Consider the following 17,881-nt stretch of genomic DNA (forward strand, 5'->3'; position numbering starts at 1 on the left):
TATTATGATTTATTTTTTGGATTTTCATAATATTTTAAGTATTTATTTTCTATATAAAATCCAACTTCAGTTAATTTAGATAATTTCCAGGCGGGAGCGACTTCGATTTTAAAATAGCAATAGTTATTAATGGAAATTTTACTTAAACAGGATGCAAATTTTCTATCGTTTGGTATTTTGATATTGACCCATTCTGATTTATTCAAGACAAGATTTAAAAATTCTGTTTGATTTTCTTGATTATAAAATTTTAATGTTAAATACGTTGGTTGATTTTTTAATTCACTGTGTACATATAAACGTAATTGATCTTTTAAGAGAATAATCTCTGTCTTTGCAGCAACCCATATTCCGTCTTCAGATAATTCTGGTTTATAAAGCTTATTTATTCCACTTAATTTATTGCGAATAATTTGAGAAAAATAGACACGCTTAGTATCAGTTATACCTTCTGGATGCGGCAATTCTCCAACAGCTTGAGGAAATTGTGGTTCATTTCTTTCTTTCCAGCGAAAGTTTGGTATGGACGGAGCTGAATATATGAGATACGAACAAGAAATAATAAATAAAAGACTACAAAAATTTAGGATGCTCGATATGAGAAGTTGTGCTTTGCTCTTTTCTTCAATTGTTAGAACAAGACCTGCTGAAATAGCTATTGCCGCGAAAAAAGCTGTTGTGGCATTTGAAAGTAGGTGACTGATTAACGCATATATGAGCAGTGGTGGCAAGATCCATTTTAAATAAATATTTTTAATAAGTAATGATTCATTTGTGAGTATACGAAATATATTTAATTTTCGAATAAAATTTATTAGCATAAAAATAGTTATTAAGAGTAATAAAAGTCCTACCAGACCTAAATCAGAAACGATTGAAAAATAAAAATTTGAAGGCACATCGAGTTGAGTCATTTCATCAGGTTTTTTATATTGAAAAAAGTTAACGGCAAAAGAACCAAGACCAGTCCCAATTGGAAAATGATCTAAGATAGATCGCAACATGATTTTTAAATGCCCAGCTCTCTGTTCATCAAATTGATTGTAAAATGTGAGAAAATCCGTAGAGAAATTATTATGAAGCATTCCATTGATTATTCTATTAAAACCTTGTAACTGAAGTTTTCTTAAAATAAGTAAAATAAATCCAAAAACTAAGATTGCTGAAGTGTTTATAAAAATTAGTAATTTGTATTTTTTATTTATATATAATTTATATGCATTTATTGATAAATAAAATAAAATAGAAATTCCAGAAGATATATAAAATCCCCTTGAGTCATTCATGATACCAGCTAAAAGAGTGACTGCTATAAGAAATGCTAGATAAATTTTGGACTTTAATGAAAATTTATTCTCAAAAAATGCTATAAAAAATAAGATAAAATTCAATGAAAAGTAGAGCCCAGCAATACCGGAATCTTCTAAGAGTCCTGGTGGTCTGTTTGCATCGACAGAAGTTCCACTCCCTTGAGCTAAAAAATGTATATTGGCGAATCCCTGTAAAATAGCGACAAACGAATTTATGATTGCACTTAAAATAATAATAATGAGAAAAGATTTTGCAAATAAATCTCTGATTCTATTGTGTAAAATATCTGAAAAAAAACTAAGCGATGGGAAAATAAACAAGACAAAAAAAAGCATGTAAAGCCGAGTTTGTGTTATAGCAAAATCAGCAGTTATATTATTTTGTAAAATATAGTTTTGAAAAGAAACCCCACTTTTAAAGGATGGTTGATAGAATAGTATGAAAGCGTGCAGAACGACCATTATAATCAGTATAAGTAGACTAAGTGTGAGTGTTTTATATTTTTTATAAGTGGATACTAGGCCAAGGATAAAACCAATTATAAAAATAAAATATAATAAAAATCTTAAAATATTTATCGTCAAAATGTCTGGTAATCTGATGAATAAATTTATTACAGTAAAATTTATTAAAAATAATATATGCGACAAATTTGTTATTTTATGCTCACTTTTTTTTATACTAAGCATCTTTTATCCTATGAGTTAAAATTAAGTCAAATTTATAATCTTGTCTGCATTATGTAAATAACTTTTTTCTATATTTATTAAATCACTTTTTATAAATTTTCTATCAAAATAATTTGGATTATTCCATAAATTCAACATGACTTCAGAATAATTTTCTTCAGTACATAAATACCCACCATATCTTTCAATCAATTCTTCAATAGGTTCACAACCTCTCAATGCAAGGACCAGACATTTGTACTTGATGGCTTCAGCGGTGATGATTGAATAAGCTTCTCGCATAGAGACCATTAGCAGTGCAATCGATTTTTCTAAAAGAAAAAATTTTTCTCTTTCACTGACACGTCCTAGATAAACAAAGCGTTCATCTTTTGGAAATTCAATTTTTAGCTCACCAGCAAAAACAACTAAGCAATTTTTAGGTGTGTTTTCAAAAATAAAATTTACGTTTTTATTTTTATCAATACGCCCTATATATGTGAAAAATTTTTTATCTGAAAGATGCAATATTCTATTGTCAGTGTCACTTTGCACTGGTATTTCATTATTGAATCCAGGAGGTAAAATTATATAAGGTTTTTGTTGCGAAAATGGTTTTAAAGTGTAGCACAGATTTTTTTCTGCAATAGAAACAAAGGCTAGAGTATCCGAATTTTCAATCATTTTATTTACAAAATTTAAATTGAATTCAGGCTCATTGTGGGCTGTGACTATAAAAAGAACTTTTGTTTTTTTATGTGATTTCCGAATAGCATAATAATTGGGAGCATATAAATAAGATTTTACAATAATAAGGGAATACGATTGCGCATTGTTTTCTAAATATTCCCATAACTTTGGGCACCAAGGTCCTTGCGATTTCAAAAAAATATAATCTAGTAATGGTGATAATAATTTGTAAGCAATGGAAATATATTTTTGCGTAAAGAAAATGAATCTTTTGACAACACCAAATACAACTCGTTGTCTATCGTGCTGAACAGGAAAACGTTTTATCTGAAAGTTGTTATTTTCTATTTGGCAATCTTCATACGTTGGAAGCTTATTATTCCAGGATATATAATCATCGCTTTGGCTTGTTAAAATTTCAATATTTTGCTTTTTTAAGGCAAGCCCTTCTGCTAATTTTAATGCGTATACTTCTGCGCCTGCATTAATATTTATTCCACATCTTTGCACAACTATCGCTATTTTATTTTGACTCTTCATTTTTAAAGAAGGAAAGCCTTCCTCCCCTCCACTAAGGGTTTTTTCTGTTTTGCATTCCATATTGTTTATAGACTGCAAGAGGAATTTCTGGAAGATTAATATGCGATACTACTGGAGAAATGACTTGATGTTCTTCAAAAATATCGTGATTGCTTTTTTGTAATATATCTGCTTTAAATTCAAGACAATCTGTATAATAATATCGACAATGAATTCCTTCTTTTCTTTCCTTAAAACTATGTGTAAAGTATGACATTACTTTAAGCAAGAGGGACTGACCTTTATTTAAAGGATAGCAATTAAAAAAATCCATTCTTTTAGAATTTATAAATCCGCTTTTCTTTAAAACTTCAAATATCTTCTCAATATTTTTATTGCCTAAAGAATTGCAATTGACCATCATATAGAAATTAGAATTTTCATATTTTGTTGCTTTTAAAGCGCATTTTAAAAATACATTAAGATCTTCGTAATTTTGTGGAGGATCAAAACAGACGACATCAAATATATGTTGTAAAAATTTAGGTAACCCGTCGTATAAATCCACATGAAAGAAAGTGACTTGATATTTTGCATCCTGAGTAAGCACTTTTAGCTCTTCAAGTAGACGCATATCGCAATCTAAAACAGTCACATATTTGAAATTTCGAGCAGCTAATTCTACTGAAACATGATCATCATCACCCATAAGTAAAATACTTTTATCTCTGAAGCCATTTCTTTCAAAGAGATCAGCTCTTTTTTTTCGAGTTTCTATTGTACAGGGGAGTTGATTATAGCTCTGAACAAGTTTGAACTTTGATTTCGTGTGTTGGAGAAGATTCGTATTTTCATGAAAATTCTGCTTTTTGTTTTCTTCAATGATTTTTCTTAGAAATTCTTTCTTTTCAGTCCTATTTAAACTTAAGACGTGCCGCACAGTGCGACTGGCAAAAAAAATGCTGACAATTTTGCATATTAATTTGTGGATTTTATCAATTATTTTCATGCAAATAGTCCATTATATTAGAATAGAAAAAATTTAATACCAAAAATAAAGGCAAATAAAAGAAAGATATATCCGACCCATTTTTCAATTTGCGCAATACGAACTTGTAAAACCCTTTCTGGGATTTTAAGAAAGAAAAATCTGTAGGTCTTAAAAATGAAGAGATCACCAATGCAAACTCCTATTGCAATAAGAATCACTGCAAGCGAAATGGGATGGTTAAAGGTTAAATTTTGCCCCATCCACCAAAGATACCAAAAAGGCAGCAAACTCGGTATCGTCAATGTTCCAACGACTCCTTCGATAAAATGACGAATTAATTTGCTAGATTTGTTTTTTTCAATTTCGGGATTTTCTATTGGATTGTTTTTTAGCGAAGGCGGATATTTTTTTGTAAATAAGTGTGAGAAGGCAATGTACAAGAGAACGAGCAAAAACAAAATTTGAATTATGTAAAGATTGTTTTTACCAAATGATATTAATGAGGTTATATCATTTGTTTTTTGTGTAATAATAAAAGCAACATTGCAAATTATTATATCTACTAATAAGATTCCAAGTTGAAAATAAAATAAGCTTTTTCTTTCATCTTTAACATAGAAAAGGAAAAGTCTTATATTTAATGGACCTGGTGGTAGAGTGGAAAGAGCTCCTCCAATTATTGCATAAAAAAAATAAATGATAAGCTCTGAAATAATCATGAATTCCTTATAAATATTAAACAATAAAATTAATTCTAACTTAATTGAAAATATTTAAAAAGGAAGTCAAAATTAAGAATAGGTTAATTTTTTCCTATAACATATCGAACGTAACTGGTTTTCCACATATTTGCATGAATATTATCATGTATCTCTTGGTCAGTCATTTTAGGAGCAACACCTGTATCCTGCGCAGTTTTAGCAGTGGCATAAGCAATTTTATATGAAACTTCACGAATATGAGTCAGTGATGGCAAAAGAGAAAGGTTTGGGTCTTTATTTATTTGTGCGCATTCACTGATAACTTTTGCACAAGCTACAAGCATTTCATCATTGACTCGTGTTGCTTTTGAAGCCACCACACCAAGTCCGAGGCCAGGAAACACAAAAGCATTGTTACATTGGCCAATAGGGAAAACTCTTCCATTATAACGGACATCGGCAAAAGGGCTACCTGTTGCCACAAGCACTTTTCCTTGTGTCCATTCAATCAAGTTTGCTGGTAATGCTTCACAGCGGGATGTTGGATTGGATAAAGGAAAAATAATAGGTCTTTCACAATGTGAAGCCATCATTTTTACGATTTCTTCTGTGAAAGCCCCCGTTTGAGTTGATGTGCCAATGAGAATTGTTGGTTTAACATTATTTACTACATCATACAGAAGTATAGGCTTTCCTTTAATCCGTTCCCAATCGTTATAGACATCAACAGGCTGCGCATATTTTCTTTGAAAATATTCAAGATGATCCATGCTCGTATGCAGCATACCGTTCATATCTATTAAAAACATATTGGCAAGAGCTTGTTTTTCCGTAAGTCCATCTGCAATCATTGCTGCCAGAATTTGATCTGCTATACAGCAGCCAGCAGTTCCTGCACCATGAATCACAACTTTTTGTTCACTCATTTTTGTGCCATTTACTTTCAAACCTGCAAGGATTGCGCCAACAGTAACTGCAGCGGTTCCTTGCATATCATCGTTAAATGTACACATTTCATTTTTATAGCGGTCTAAATTTTTACGTGCTGTCTGTCTGCCAAAATCTTCCCAATGTAAGTAAACATTGGGGTATCTTTTCCTAAGCGCGGAAACAAATGCATCGATAAAATCATCGTATTGTTCGCCACGAATGCGTTCATGTCTCCAGCCTAAATAGAGGGGATTTTGTAATAATTCTTTATTATTTGTGCCCACATCCAATACAATAGGCAAGACTTTAGTTGGATGAAAACCAGCACAAAGAGTGTACATGGCAAGTTTAGCAATTGAAATAACAATTCCACCCACTCCCTGATCGCCAATCCCAAGAATAGCTTCGGAGTCCGTGACACAAACTGCGCTTACGTCGTAAGCATTTGGAATATTATTTAAAATATCGTCAATTTGCGACATTTGTGGATAAGAAATAAATAAACCACGTGGTCTTCTAAAGTTTTGATTAAACTGCTGAACAACATCACCAACGGTTGGTGTGTAAAAAACAGGCACCATTTCTATAAGGTGCTCTTGCATAAGTCTGAAGAATAAAGTTTCATTTCGGTCATATAGTTGAGTCAAGAAAATATTTCTCTCTATATCTGACTCTTTTTTTAGATATTGTCCATAAACCCGAACAACTTGTTCATCTAAAGTTTCAATGACATTCGGTATAAGTCCATCGAGTTTAAATTCACTTCTTTCATCATATGTAAATGCTGTATCTTTATTTAGAAATGAATTTAGCAATAATTGTTTCCCTTTTAATGTGACTTCATAATACTTTTGTCCATCAAAAGAATTTCGTTTTTCTTTAAACATTCAGATACTCCACGAAAAATTAAAGGTTCCAATCAATTTCTGAAATATTATGATTCCTTAATATTTCGTTTGCTTTTGAAAAATGTTTACACCCCAAAAATCCGCGGTGGGCAGAAAGTGGCGAGGGGTGCGGTGCTTTTAGAATATTGTGAATAGGATTTGTGATCATGTTGGCTTTAGACTGGGCTGCTGCACCCCAAAGCATGAAAATAATGGGTGTTGTTTTGTGATTGAGTTTTTCAATCACACTGTCAGTAAACTTTTCCCAACCCTTTCCGCGATGAGAAAAAGCTGTGTGTGCACGAACTGTTAAAACAGTATTTAACAACAAGACACCTTGCTTTGCCCAGTTTTCTAAAGTGGTATTGGTGGGTCTTCCCTTACCAATATCCTTTTCAATTTCCTTAAAAATATTTTGCAGAGAGGGGGGAGCAGGAATGCCCTGTTCAACCGCAAAAGCAAGGCCATTGGCTTGGCCTATACCATGATACGGATCCTGTCCAATAATGACGACTCTTACATCGGCAAAGTCGACAAGCTTTAGGGCTCTGAATACTTTTTCTTTTGCAGGGAAAAAAGTGTGACCTTGTTTGAGCTCTTTTTTCAAAAAAGCACGGATGTCTTCAAAGTAAGGTTTTTCAAACTCAGCCGCTAAAAGTGCTCTCCAATTCTCTGATAAAAAACTAAGATCTCTCGCCTTTATTTCTGATTCCACGTGATTTTCCCCAAAGTCTCATATAAGTTTCTTTCGCAAAATTTGTAATTATTGAGAAAGAGTAAAATATCTATAATATGAAAAATTATCATTCTCAAACAAACTCAAGCGGAACATATAGGAGTTCTGCACAAGTATTTTGTTTTTATCGCTTTGATTTTGACCTGTCTAGCTAGTTGCTGGGGAGATGGGTCTGAAAAAGGCTTATGAAAATTTTAATAGAGGCCGAGTTGCTAAAAGCTGTTTTGCAAGGTCATCTTAGGAGTGATGTTTATCTCAAAGTATTATTAAAATAAAACGCATATAAATATGGGAAAAATTTGTATATTACCATTTAAGTTTAAGTATAATTATTATTCTTTAAAAAATTATGTAATATTTAAAATCATGAACAAGTATTTTTAATTTTCGAAGTATTTCTTTGGAAAGTTGTATTTCTTAATATACCAATAATAATATTGACATTTTAAGAAAAAAATACTAATTGTAATCTAGGGTAAAATAATCAAATAAATATTTACAGATTTTTTACTCTAAGATTGCTTATTTAAAAAAATCTGTCCGGACATTTTATTTTTTACAAATTTAATATTAAAGGAGTTTGCAATGAATAAGAGTGTTGTCCTTTCTTTTTTATCAGCAGCCAGGATTTCATTATCTATAAATGCAGAAGCAAATGCAGCAAATTTAAATGAGTCAAAACTGATTCATTACGGCATATGTAGATAAGATAGATTTAGAGTGTAACTATGTGAGAGAAAATGCCTTAATGGAAAGAGTGAAATTTATCGAGTGGAATAATTTATAGAAAGTAAACGGATGAAAAAAATAATTATTGTTATTATAAGTTGTACAATCTTTTTTTCACTGGTTTGTGCTATAACTATATACACATCTATAAGAAACTTAGGTGCAATAAAAATAGAAAACTCGACACAGACGAGTTTAAAAATTGTCGGAAAAGTGGAATTGAAAAAAAGTGCAATCACTGAAAAGGCCGATGTCATCGGGAAAGTGAAAGTTTTTAATTCAACTCTCAATAATATAAAGACAATTGGATTCCTAAATTTGCATGACAATAGCAAAGTAAATGGCGATATAAAAGTAACTGGTAATTTATTTATGTCGCTAAGTCGTATAGAAAAGCAATTGAATATCACTTCAGAAAATATTGAGATCAATGATAATTCTTATGTCAGGAGTATATTTGTGAATAAAGATGAAGACAATAAAGAAGAAGTTATCTCCATTGATAATTCCATAGTCGATGGAAATATAGAATTTGAAAGTCAGCATGGTAAAGTTAAACTAAAAAATGGAGCTAAAGTAACTGGCACTGTGATAGGCGGTACAGTTGATACTATTTAAAAAAAGCACTCAATAGAAACTATTGAGTGCTTTTTTCGAATAAACGGAGAGCTTAAGCGATTGGGAAATTTCTTTTACCGCTGCTGTCAGTTGGCTTTTTAGAAGCTCCGCCTCTTCCACCGAAACCGCCACGTTCAGAGCGATTGCTGGAAGTTGAGTAACCGCCTCTTTTTTCGCCACGGTCTCCACCGCGATCACCGCCACGTCCGCCGCCGAATCCACCGCGATCACCGCCGCGTCCGCCGCCGAATCCACCACGGTCACCACCGCGTCCGCCGCCAAAGCCGCCACGTCCGCCGCCGAATCCACCACGGGAGGAACGACCACCACGGTCAGAGCCAAATTTGGAGGAATCAACGTTTGTGCCAAACTCAGTTTTGAAGGCTGGAGAAATGTCTTCAACGTGTAAGCTCTTGCCAAGTTGGCGAGAAGCTTCAGATTTGAGGACATTTGCAAGAACTTCTTTGAGCTTATCGTTTTCAAGATTAGCCACAAGGTTTTCAACGGAGTGATCAATATATTCTTGAGATTCAATGCTATTTGCATTGATACGGAATAACATATTGTTTAAAAATTGCGATGCAATTTTCTTTGCATTTGGCAATTCAATACGAGTTGGATTGATTTTTACTTTGCTACAAACAAATTGGAATTCACGACGTTCTACATGTGTGATGATTGTCCATGCTTTTCCAGTTGCGCCCGCGCGTCCTGTACGGCCTGCACGGTGAGTGTAAGTTTCAACATTTGTTGGCACAGTAAAGTTAATGACGTGAGAAAGACCGCTGATGTCGATCCCGCGCGCTGCAACGTCTGTTGCGACGAGGATACGAAGTTGACGATTCTTAAAGCGTTCCATGGTTTGGCTGCGATCATTTTGAGTCATTTCGCCATTCAATACGCCTGCTGCAAATCCTCTTTCAAGCAGAGAATTATGAATATTGCGTGTTTCATCGCGTGTTTTACAGAAAATAATAGCATGCTCTGGATCATGATAAAGTAACAATCCTAAGAGGGCGTCTAGGTTACGTCCCATTTTGACTTCAACAAAGCCATGCTCAATGAGGCCTGTGCTTGTATCTGTACTTGCAACTTTAACTTCAAAAGGATTTGCAACCATTTGGCGTGCAATATTAGTAACTTTTGGAGGAAATGTTGCAGAAAATAATAAGGTTTGTGCTTTTTTTCCAATAGCTTCTTTGATTTTAATGATGTCTTCAGCAAAGCCAAAATCGAGCATTTCATCCATTTCGTCGAGGACGAGGATTTCAACGTTGTTTAAGCTAATTGCCCCTTGTTGCAAGAGGTCATTTAAACGACCTGGAGTGGCTACAACAGCATCCACACCGCGTTGGAGGGATGAAGTTTGAAAACGGTAGCTTTTTCCGCCGGTTATCGCTAAGATGCGAAAACCTTGTGGTTTAAAATTTGCTTCAAAAACGTCGGAAACTTGTTGTGCAAGTTCACGAGTCGGAGTTAAGACAAGAAGTCTTGGTTTAGATGCCTGTGGTTTTCCAAGGCGAGCAAAAGCAGGTAAACCAAAGGCAAGAGTTTTGCCTGAGCCTGTGCGGCTTTGTGCAATAACATCTCTACCATCTAATACAGGCTTATAAGTTGCTTGTTGGATAGGGGTTGGTTTTGTAATACCTTGCGAAATAAGGCCTTCGCGAAGTGCTTCTGGCAATAAGTTAAAAATAGAAGACTCTTCTGTTGCAACAATACTGTTATTTGTCATTTGCATCCCAAAAAATAAAGAAATAGAAGGGGTTAGCTACTAATAGCTAAATACACTCAGGCGAGAATTGAGAAAGAATTATAAGAGCTTATTTAAAAGCTAGTCAAATTAATAGGTTGCGACATGCGCAATCCTAAAGTGTGCGCCCGTGCAACAAAAAGAGTTAGGTCTTTCTGAACCCCTGCCAGCTCATCGTTAAACTGTATAATAGGTGGGGTGTCAAGAGGGTTTTTTTTATAATTTAAAAATGCTATGGTAAGTTGGTTTTACAGGATTTGTTTTTGAAAGGAATATAACTATGCAAAATCAAGAAGATATCAGAGCAGAATTGGAAAGATTGCGTGCAGAAAATGCTATCTTAAAAAGTGAGAAAAAAACGAGTCATAATAAAGAAATTTCATTTAAAATAGGGGAAAAAGGAGGATTGTCTGTTTACGGTCTTGGGCGCTTTCCTGTTACCTTATATAAGGAACAATGGATTCGCTTATTAGATAAAGAAAAAGATATTCGAGATTATCTTAAAAACAATGCGGACAAACTAAAATCAAAAGAATAAAAAGAACGGCAATTTATTAATGAAGTTTTTCAAAGAGATAAAAGAAATTTTAATAATTCTTGCCTTAATTGTTTTTTTTCGATCGAGTATTTTAAATTGGTACCTTATTCCATCGAGTTCTATGCTTCCCACTTTAAAAATAGGTGATCACGTAGTAGTTAATAAACTTTCCTATGGTTTCATGTTTCCATTTATGGAGAAAAGATTAATCAATTGGAGTTCTCCCAAGCGTGGAGATTTAGTGGTTTTTCAAGGGCCACTGCGCGAAGGTGGACAAACTATTCTGAAAAGAGTTGTTGGTATTGCTGGAGATACTGTTTCCTTTACCAATGGAATATTGACTGTTAATAATATACCAGCCCAAAATATTCAAGATATGGATAGAAGTATACTGAATGATATTGGAAGTATTGAAGAATCTGTGGATTATAATATTTTTATTGAATCTGGTTTCAGTCTATATCCTCATAAAATTTTAAGAAAAAAAATGGGTGGTCTTTCTCTTGAGGAAAAAAAGTCTTGGGTTGTACCTGAGGGAAAAATCTTTTGCATAGGTGACAATCGTGACAATTCATATGACAGTCGATTTTGGGGGGCTGTGGATGAAAAAAGTGTGTATGGTAGAGCATTATTTATTACTTATTCTACAGGGGATCAGGGAAGTTGGCCAAACTTAAGAAATGATCGTTGGTTTTTGAAATTAACGAATTAGTGATTTTTAGAATCAATGACTTTTGTTGCTTTTTTTACTTATTCTTTCTGCAAGATCCTGCCCAATATTAAAAAGTTTTATTTTTGAATTACGCATAATTTCACTTGTTGTTTGACCACTTTGATGCTCTTCTAATAGAGTTATTATATCTGACAAACCAAGTTTATTTTTAAATTCAGTACGATTTCCTGTTACTTTACCAAACACGCCAATTAATTTTTGTTCACTTTTCATAGCAAGTTGCGAAACTGTACTTACTGCTTTGCCGTATAAAGTTAAATCATCTAAACTGCCTTCTCCGCAAACAATAAGATCAGTACCTGAAAAACTTGGAGCAAGCGCAATAACTTTTGCGATTTTTTTTGAACCCATTTCTATTTTTAAATTAGGAAAAACTGCTGACAATCCTAAACAAATTCCTCCGCCCGCACCCATGAACGCTTCATCAAGTCGAGGGATATATGGAAATGCTTGTTTTAATTTATTCCAAAAGAACTGGATTCTTTTTTCAATAATAGGAATGGATGAGTCTTTTGCGCCCTTTTGTTTTAAAAAAGAAAGGAGTGAGACTCCAGGTCCAGTTGCTGGCGCATTTACGTCACATAATACAATTATTTTACATTTTTTTACATATTCAGGTAGTTCTTCTTTTTCAAAAGTCTCAATTTTTTCCATATTATCTAAACAGGGTTTTAAGCGATTGCCATGCGCATCATAGGCAGATAAACCAAAAGCACTTGCAATACCCCAGCCAGCATCAACAGTTAAAGTTCCTCCAATGCACAGCCATATTTCTTGCGGACGCAAGGGAAAAGCTTTTTGCATAAGCCTTCCAAAGCCCCAAGTATTGGCTTGGAAAAGTCCCTCTTCGGTGGCTAGAGCTCTCGAATTACCTAAGACTTCTGCAGATTCAAGAACAGCAAGTCTTCTTGCATTTTGCCAAAAAACGTTTGCCTCCGCTGGTTTGCCGAGTAAATCACATACTTCCACTCGGAGCGACTCCATTCCTAAACTTGCAGCGAGAAGGACCGCACTCCCTTCCCCTCCATCTGCCATGGGGCGGTGAATAATTTCAATTTTTGGATTGCGGTTGCGTATCCCATCTGCGACGAGCTCACAGACTTGTCGTGCGGTAAATGTTCCTTTGAATTTGTCAAACGCAAGTACAACACGCATGTGTGAATCTCCTACTGACCATTGGAGCTGAAATATGGTATACCAGTGACTCAATGCAGTATATGATGAAAATGCCACATGTTCAAAAGTTACTCTAAATTGTGCATTGCTTTTATCATTCCTCTTTGTTAAAGAAGCCTAAGCAGAGGTATTTGTTAGTAACACTACAAACTGCTTAGTATTTTTCAAGCTATTAATTATTCTTTTGGGGTATCTAAAATGGACAATCAACACGATGCAAAACAACTTGAATCTAAACTTATAAAAATTGTTGCTGAGAAGTTGAGCATAGAGGAAAAAAACGTAACTGCAGCTTCCCGATTTCAAGAAGACCTTGGTGCAGATTCACTTGACATCGTTGAACTCCTCATGGAAATTGAAGAAGAGTTTGGTGTAAATATTTCTGACGACGAATCTGAGCGTCTTAAAACAGTTGGTGATGCAGTTAAATTCATCACTGCAAAGCTCTAAAAGCTAAGCTTCCAATTAGGCACCTTTTCTGGTGCCTTTTTTTTTGATTTTTTTAAGCTTATTTTCCTTAATAAACCTTAGTTTCAATCGAGGACTTTTTATGAAAATCGCTATTGCTGCGGATCATGCTGGCAAAGAACTTAAAAGCTATGTAATCGATTTTTTAACACTCACAAACCACCAAGTGCTTGACTATGGAGTGGCATCCGATTCTTCTGCTTCAGTTGACTATCCTGATTATGCTGACATAGTTGCATCTGAGGTTTCCGCAAGTCGATGTGACAGAGGAATTCTTATCTGTGGCACAGGAATTGGTATGTGTATTACTGCTAATAAATTTCCTTTGGTCAGAGCTGCAGTTGTAAATGATGAGTTTACAGCACGAATGAGTCGAGCGCACAACGATTCAAACATCATGTGTTTAGGATCACGAATCGTGAACTATCAACGAGCAATCGACTTCGTAAAAATTTGGCTTGCAACTGAGTGTGAAGAAGGTCGTCACAGAAGTAGAATTAATAAAGTTACAGCCATTGAAAAGAGGTTAGCACAATGAATAAATTTCTATCTTTTGAGAGAGCAAATATCTCACATTCAGATCCCGAACTTGCCGATTTATTTTCTAAAGAAAGTGCTCGATTGAATGAAGGTTTAGAATTAATTGCTTCAGAAAACGTTGCCAGTCCCGCTGTCTTATCAGCTTTAAGCAGTGTTTTATCTAATAAATATGCTGAAGGATATCCGGGAAGACGTTATTATGGTGGCTGTGAGTTCAATGATAAAGTTGAACAAATAGCAATTGATCGGGTAAAAAAAATATATGGAGCAGAACACGCAAATGTTCAGCCACACAGTGGAGCACAAGCTAATCAAGCTGTGTTTCTAGCATTTTTAAAGCCAGGCGAAACTTTTTTAGGGATGAATTTATCGCATGGTGGACACTTAACTCACGGTTCACCGGTAAATATATCCGGAATGTATTATAAGGCTGAATCTTATGGAGTGAATGCTCAAGGTTTTATTGACTACGAAGAAGTTGCGCAAAAAGCCAGAGAATGTAAACCAAAAATAATAATTGCAGGCGCAAGTGCCTATTCTCGAACAATTGATTTTGCAAAATTCAGAGAAATTGCTGATGAAGTGGGAGCCTATCTTATGGTAGATATGGCTCATATTGCTGGTTTGGTTGCGGGTGGACAGCATTTAAGTCCCGTTCCATTTGCCGATTTTGTCACAACGACGACACACAAAACTTTGCGTGGACCCCGTGGTGGCGTGATTTTGTGTAAAGAAAAATATGCAAAAGCAATCGATAAAGCCGTGTTTCCAGGTCTTCAAGGCGGTCCTCTCATGCATGTTATTGGAGCAAAAGCTGTATCTTTTGGGGAGGCATTGCAACCTTCTTTTAGAAATTATGCGGAGCAAATTGTAATTAATGCGCGCGTTTTGGCAGAGACTCTTTTAGCAAATTCTGTTTCTTTAGTATCGGGTGGGACAGATAACCATCTTATTTTAATTGATTTAAAAGATTCTCCATTAAGTGGTAAAGATGCAGAAGAGAGACTTGCTCAAATTGAATTAACAGTAAATAAAAATAGTGTGCCAAATGATCCGCGTAAACCCATGGTAACAAGTGGAATTCGTATCGGTACACCAGCGGTCACAACCCGCGGACTTGTTGCAGCAGATATGAAAGTACTTGGAGAAGCGATTGCAATGGCTCTTAAAAATGATGATTCTTTATTGCAAAAAGCAAAAGAAAAAGTCGTTTCATTGTGTAAAAAATATCCGTTATACGATGGTGCTCTCCACAATTCAGGATACGTAGCTCCTAATTGAGGATTTTTAATAAAGTATGAAGTGTCGCCAATGCCAAAATCCTGAAAGTAAGGTACTTGAAAGCAGAGAAAGTCGTGATGGACGAACAGTGAGGCGGAGAAGAGAATGTATTAAGTGTGGTTATCGTTTCACCACATTTGAACGTTCAGAAGAGCAGCCATTATACATAATTAAGCGAGATGGTACACGTGAACTTTTTAATCGAGAAAAACTATTAAAAAGTATGAGTATTGCTTGCCAAAAGCGTTCCGTAAGTTCTAAGAGCTTAGATGCGATTTCGGATTGGGTAGAATGCGCATGTCACTCATCGGATGACGAAGTGACATCGCAGAAAATAGGAGAGCTTGTGTTAGAAGCTCTTTTAAAACTCGATCCTGTTGCTTATGTTCGCTTTGCTTCTGTGTATAGAGCATTTTCAAGTCCTGAAGATTTTGTTTTGGAGCTGAAACAGTTAACTGAAAAGGCACAAAATAAAACAGATTTTTCGTTGGATCTTCATAAGGATAGTGAGTCAATACATTCATAGGAGCTCTTTTTAGCATTCAGCTTGAGGTTCTCTTATGTTAGTTGGTAAGCTCCAAGAAATTGGAAACATTTTATCAGTCAATCGTTATGAAAATTTATTAAAAGTACAAAGTTTTTTTTCTGACTCTAATATCGAGATAGGCTCAATTGCGCTTGCAGGAATTAGCTTTACTATTACGCATTTTTCTAAAAATAATCCAAGCGAAACATTAGCTGAAATAATGAATATACCGCATACTTATAAGCATGTGATCCTGAAGTATTATAGTGCAGGAATGTGGATTGAAGTAGAGTTCGATCAATCGATCAAGGCTATTGCTTCTTTGCTTAAATCTATGTTACCTAATTATATTCAGGCTCGTAAATAAACGGCTTTATCAATTCAGGAATAAAATACAAACTATGTCATTTGATCTGCAAAAACAAAATGTTGCGGTTCATGCCTCTCGCCTCAATCCAGAATTCAGAAAAGCAATTCAATCAGAGTCGAGTGTCGCGCAATTGAAACGAACGAAATCTTCTCAAAATATGCGAACGTCTCAATTTGCAGATGAGCAAAATTTGTGCCTAAAGGAAGAAACGAGTCTCATCTCGGACTCACGCATTTATGCTCTTAAAAAGCGCTTACTCGCCCCTATGTGGTGGGTTGAAGGAATATTGTTAAGTTTGGGTTCAAAAGAGGCTTGGTTTGACTCCATGGTTTCAAAAAGAGCTGGAAAAATAATTGCAGCTCCAACAAATGTGAATGCTAAAAACATTATTCAAATGTTTGCTATCTGGCATGAAGCTTTATCCCGTATCTTTACCATGCAAAATGAAGAGAGTAATTTACGTTTCCAGATCAATAAATATCTTGTTGGCACACAAAAAGATGTTTTTGAAGCGTGTAAACAATTGGAAATGATTTGGTCTACACCGTTAAAGTTATTTGAAGTTAAAATCTCAAAAAAATCAAAGTCATTGGCTCTCTCCAAAGCAGGAAGTCTTGGTTTTATCAGGCATGCGCAGATAGAAAATGATGTCGATGGTATTTGGTTGACTTTGAGTTTATCCCAAAATTTTCGTGATTTTTATGCTCCACAAGAAATTTCTGTAGATAATTCCTATTCTCGACCTTCATTTGTCAGTATAAATCCAGTCGTTATTCAATCTATGGGCCGCAAAGCCAGTGTAAAAAAAATATTAAATTATTTATTTCTTGAATACTCAAAACAAAATCAAATTGATCATCAATTAAATTGGAACTCAATACATATTGAAAGTAAAAATATTTCTGCATTCCATAAAGAAATACTATTAAGTGTTCCTGCCCTATACGATCACGGAGTTTTAGGCTGGAGTATTGCAGCCCCCAATATAAAACTTTCTGAACTTAAGCAAAAAATGTCCGAAAATGCTGAGCAGACAAATTGCAATTTAGGGGCTATTGTTTATTGCTGGCAACTTTCAGATCAAGCAAAAGAAGCGCAGGATTTAGAATATGCTTTGGGTGAAAAGTTAATGGCGTTAGCTCCACAAACAATTGCTATAAAATCCAATCATATGATCCCGAAAAAAAGAGTCATTCTTGGGAAAATAAGTGAAAATTCAACTTTATTTCCGGAACCTCCTGCGGATCAATTGAAAAAAGCACGCATTGAGAAAGCTCTTAAAACGGCTAAGGTAGCAAGAGTATTAAAGACAACTAAAATTGAAAAAGAAATACCTGAAAAAGAGAAAATTTTAGTTAAATACCCAGTGAAAAAATTAGCTCCTCAGACTTTATTTGATAATAATTCAGTAAATGTCATCGAAAAAAAAGAGCCGAAAGTGCTCATTAAAAAGAAAGTCACTTTGCCTAAAGTCACTCTTTCGGACAATGATTTTATAATATTGGTTTCAGAATTTTATGAGTCATTAAAACCATTACAGAAAAAAGCTTTTGAGCGAGAAAGAGCGGGAATGACACCGGAGCAATTTAGAGCGTATATGACGCCTATTTTGCAAAGGAAAAAGCCAGCTAAGCTGAAAAAGTAAATTTTATGTTTCACTAAGAAACATAAAATTTAAGTATAAAACTGAATACAGCTCTGAAATATCTCCTTCTC

18 protein-coding genes are annotated in these 17,881 nt (G+C 34.6%); 10 read left to right on the forward strand and 8 right to left on the reverse strand.

Annotation, left to right across the window (positions count from 1 at the left end; translation table 11 throughout):
- Positions 1-2: 2 nt before the first annotated feature.
- From EZS29_RS03115 to ung, 6 genes are all read right to left on the reverse strand, one after another.
- Positions 3-2,000 (reverse strand): O-antigen ligase family protein, encoded by a 1,998-nt coding sequence (locus tag EZS29_RS03115; protein ID WP_130606433.1) that lies wholly within the window; start codon positions 1,998-2,000, stop codon positions 3-5.
- 21 nt (positions 2,001-2,021) lie between these two features.
- Positions 2,022-3,209 carry a glycosyltransferase gene (locus EZS29_RS03120; protein ID WP_172603748.1) on the reverse strand — a complete coding sequence of 396 codons (1,188 nt, stop codon included), beginning with the start codon at positions 3,207-3,209 and terminating at the stop codon, positions 2,022-2,024.
- Positions 3,210-3,240: 31 nt separating this feature from the next.
- Positions 3,241-4,197 carry a bis-aminopropyl spermidine synthase family protein gene (locus EZS29_RS03125; RefSeq protein ID WP_130606437.1) on the reverse strand — a complete coding sequence of 319 codons (957 nt, stop codon included), beginning with the start codon at positions 4,195-4,197 and terminating at the stop codon, positions 3,241-3,243.
- A 17-nt stretch (positions 4,198-4,214) separates the two neighbouring features.
- Entirely contained in the window at positions 4,215-4,898 is a 684-nt protein-coding gene (locus tag EZS29_RS03130) for a hypothetical protein (RefSeq protein ID WP_130606439.1), read from the reverse strand.
- Between the two features lie 83 nt (positions 4,899-4,981).
- Positions 4,982-6,697, reverse strand: coding sequence for an NAD-dependent malic enzyme (locus tag EZS29_RS03135; RefSeq protein ID WP_130606441.1), 1,716 nt, complete (start codon positions 6,695-6,697; stop codon positions 4,982-4,984).
- Between the two features lie 19 nt (positions 6,698-6,716).
- Positions 6,717-7,412, reverse strand: coding sequence for a uracil-DNA glycosylase (gene ung / locus EZS29_RS03140; RefSeq protein WP_246035208.1), 696 nt, complete (start codon positions 7,410-7,412; stop codon positions 6,717-6,719).
- 606 nt (positions 7,413-8,018) lie between these two features.
- On the opposite strand from ung, the gene EZS29_RS16190 reads away from it, so the two are divergent.
- Positions 8,019-8,141 (forward strand): hypothetical protein, encoded by a 123-nt coding sequence (locus EZS29_RS16190; protein ID WP_281276298.1) that lies wholly within the window; start codon positions 8,019-8,021, stop codon positions 8,139-8,141.
- 90 nt (positions 8,142-8,231) lie between these two features.
- Positions 8,232-8,780 (forward strand): hypothetical protein, encoded by a 549-nt coding sequence (locus EZS29_RS03145; protein WP_130606443.1) that lies wholly within the window; start codon positions 8,232-8,234, stop codon positions 8,778-8,780.
- Between the two features lie 52 nt (positions 8,781-8,832).
- Here the strand turns inward: EZS29_RS03145 and EZS29_RS03150 are convergent, their stop codons facing one another.
- Positions 8,833-10,515: a DEAD/DEAH box helicase gene (locus EZS29_RS03150; RefSeq protein WP_172603749.1), complete on the reverse strand. Its 1,683-nt coding sequence runs from the start codon at positions 10,513-10,515 to the stop codon at positions 8,833-8,835.
- 298 nt (positions 10,516-10,813) lie between these two features.
- Between EZS29_RS03150 and EZS29_RS03155 the strand changes: the two genes are divergently transcribed.
- Complete coding sequence (locus tag EZS29_RS03155) at positions 10,814-11,071, forward strand: hypothetical protein (RefSeq protein WP_130606447.1); 258 nt, start codon at positions 10,814-10,816, stop codon at positions 11,069-11,071.
- 19 nt (positions 11,072-11,090) lie between these two features.
- Positions 11,091-11,783 carry a signal peptidase I gene (gene lepB / locus EZS29_RS03160; protein ID WP_130606449.1) on the forward strand — a complete coding sequence of 231 codons (693 nt, stop codon included), beginning with the start codon at positions 11,091-11,093 and terminating at the stop codon, positions 11,781-11,783.
- 12 nt (positions 11,784-11,795) lie between these two features.
- On the opposite strand, the gene EZS29_RS03165 is transcribed toward lepB, so the two are convergent.
- A complete protein-coding gene (locus EZS29_RS03165) occupies positions 11,796-12,959 on the reverse strand; it encodes a glycerate kinase (protein ID WP_130606451.1) in 1,164 nt (387 codons plus the stop codon).
- 219 nt (positions 12,960-13,178) lie between these two features.
- Between EZS29_RS03165 and acpP the strand changes: the two genes are divergently transcribed.
- The 6 genes from acpP (at position 13,179) to EZS29_RS03195 (ending at position 17,810) form a co-directional block, all read left to right on the forward strand.
- A complete protein-coding gene (gene acpP, locus EZS29_RS03170; RefSeq protein ID WP_130606453.1) occupies positions 13,179-13,430 on the forward strand; it encodes an acyl carrier protein in 252 nt (83 codons plus the stop codon).
- Positions 13,431-13,530: 100 nt separating this feature from the next.
- Positions 13,531-13,986 carry a ribose 5-phosphate isomerase B gene (gene rpiB, locus EZS29_RS03175; RefSeq protein ID WP_130606455.1) on the forward strand — a complete coding sequence of 152 codons (456 nt, stop codon included), beginning with the start codon at positions 13,531-13,533 and terminating at the stop codon, positions 13,984-13,986.
- The gene (locus tag EZS29_RS03180) at positions 13,983-15,269 is read left to right on the forward strand and encodes a serine hydroxymethyltransferase (protein WP_130606457.1); all 1,287 of its coding nucleotides are present in this window, start codon (positions 13,983-13,985) and stop codon (positions 15,267-15,269) included. The genes rpiB and EZS29_RS03180 overlap by 4 nt, the downstream gene beginning before the upstream one ends.
- Positions 15,270-15,285: 16 nt before the next feature.
- Positions 15,286-15,795 (forward strand): transcriptional regulator NrdR, encoded by a 510-nt coding sequence (nrdR, locus tag EZS29_RS03185; RefSeq protein WP_130606459.1) that lies wholly within the window; start codon positions 15,286-15,288, stop codon positions 15,793-15,795.
- Between the two features lie 34 nt (positions 15,796-15,829).
- The gene (locus EZS29_RS03190) at positions 15,830-16,162 is read left to right on the forward strand and encodes a riboflavin synthase family protein (protein WP_130606461.1); all 333 of its coding nucleotides are present in this window, start codon (positions 15,830-15,832) and stop codon (positions 16,160-16,162) included.
- 34 nt (positions 16,163-16,196) lie between these two features.
- On the forward strand, positions 16,197-17,810 hold the full coding sequence (locus EZS29_RS03195) for a hypothetical protein (RefSeq protein ID WP_130606463.1): 1,614 nt from the start codon (positions 16,197-16,199) through the stop codon (positions 17,808-17,810).
- Positions 17,811-17,881: the final 71 nt, after the last annotated feature.

This window comes from Fluviispira sanaruensis (assembly GCF_004295685.1).
Lineage (GTDB): Bacteria > Bdellovibrionota_B > Oligoflexia > Silvanigrellales > Silvanigrellaceae > Silvanigrella > Silvanigrella sanaruensis.